Origin of the sequence: Prevotella sp. P4-51 (assembly GCF_002251455.1) — a bacterium.
Taxonomy (GTDB): Bacteria; Bacteroidota; Bacteroidia; order Bacteroidales; family Bacteroidaceae; genus Prevotella.
In genome coordinates this window covers 1-1,694 of record NZ_NPJM01000014.1, presented here as the reverse complement: position 1 = coordinate 1,694, position 1,694 = coordinate 1, and the positions used below count along the sequence as shown (strand labels likewise).

At 44.9% G+C, this 1,694-nt stretch carries 1 protein-coding gene; it reads left to right on the top strand.

Annotated features, from left to right (window positions below):
- Positions 1–144 precede the first annotated feature (144 nt).
- Complete coding sequence (locus CIK94_RS01595) at positions 145–1,530, top strand: transposase (protein ID WP_094420941.1); 1,386 nt, start codon at positions 145–147, stop codon at positions 1,528–1,530.
- The last annotated feature ends 164 nt before the right edge of the window (positions 1,531–1,694 follow it).

Below are 1,694 nucleotides of genomic sequence, written 5' to 3'. Positions count from 1 at the left end.
TAGGGATGCTCGTAAATCAGTCAAAAACAACCTAACGATCTAATTGTCAGTGTTATAAGAATTTTGTATCTTTGCATAAAATAATAAAAAATCCCCCAAACTGCTTTGACCGGCCTGTTTTGGGGGAAACGAAAAATAATCGTCATGGCAAAGGTACTACAATTTTCTGAAATAACACCAGGTCTTGCGTTCACAGAGTTTGATTTTTACAAAGATTATGAAGAGTCGTTCAAAAAGAGTGAACTCGGACGCTTTCATGCCCTCCTTCCGTTGCGTGAGATGGCCATTAGATTCGGTTTGATTGACTCTGTTCCACGCAGAAAAGTCGGTCGCAAATCTTACTTCAGCCCTGAAGGCAAGGTGGCACTCATGTTCCTCAAGTCGTATACCGGATTGTCTGCCCCCAAACTTATGGAGCAGCTCAACGCCAACATACACTATCAGATATTCTGTGGCATCCGAATAAGTTCAGCCAATCCCCTGACCAACTACAAGCTCATAGATGATATTATCCTTGAACTGTCCAAGCGCCTGAAGATCCAGACTCAGCAGGAGTCATTGGCAGAAACATGGAAACCATACATGAGGAATCTTGATACAATCTATACGGATGCAACGTGCTACGAAAGCAGCATGCGTTACCCCACTGACACAAAGTTGCTATGGGAATGCGTAGAGAAGGTATATACAATGATGTGTGAGGCAAGTAAGGAACTCGGCATTCACCGCATGAGGACGAAGTACCTTGATGTTGCCCACGACAACATGGCCTATGTGAAGCAACGCCATCACACCAACAAGCGTACTCGCAGGATGATCCGTCGACAGTTGGATCTGTTAGGGAAGATTCTCAAAGAGTTAAGAAGACTCGACAGAGAAAATCCCTGCGCAGGAATCTTCTCCGATAAGCAACTCGCAGAAATAGAGACGATAACGAAGATATACCGTCAGCAGCATAAGCATCACGAGAGTGGCAATGCCAAGGAGAGCATTCCTAATCGTATCGTAAGCGTCAACAAACCATACATACGTCCAATCGTCCGTGGCAAGGAAGTAAAGAAGGTCGAGTTTGGAGCCAAGTGTAACAACATACAGGTTGATGGCCTGTCGTTCATCGAGAAACTTTCGTTCAACGCATTCAATGAGGGTACTCGTCTTGTGCATTGTGTAAAGCTTGCAGAGAAACTCTTTGGAGAGAAGATCACCAAACTGGCTGGCGACTGCAGTTATTCTGGTAATGCCAACCGTTCTTTCTGCAGTGAACAAAACATTGTGACTTCATTCTCGCAGAAAGGCAGGAAGCGAGAAACCACGTCCACTGTCAGCATGGTCAAGAAAGAACTTGCCCGTGTACGAGCCACAGCAATGGAAGGATCCTTTGGAACGCAGAAGGAACATTACGGACTCAAGCGGATAAGCGGCCGAATCAAGAAGACAGAAATCCTAATCATCTTCTTCGGCATCCACACGGCTAATGCAGTACAACTGGCAAGAAGAATTGCAAAAGCGGAACTCCATCAGGCTGCTTAACCTCGTATAGCATTATCCTCCATGCAAGGGATAACTATGCCCTGACAAGACAAGAATCGACCAAAATTACGATAAAACTCCGAAAATAAGCAAACGATGGCAACCTCGGAAGGCATACCCTCGTCTATAGATATTGAATTCTTAGAATTAAACGACAACCCCTA

Excerpts from the sequence above, each read along its gene's own strand:
- CIK94_RS01595 (WP_094420941.1), top strand. The coding sequence starts at position 145 with ATGGCAAAGGTACTACAATTTTCTGAAATAACACCAGGTCTTGCGTTC.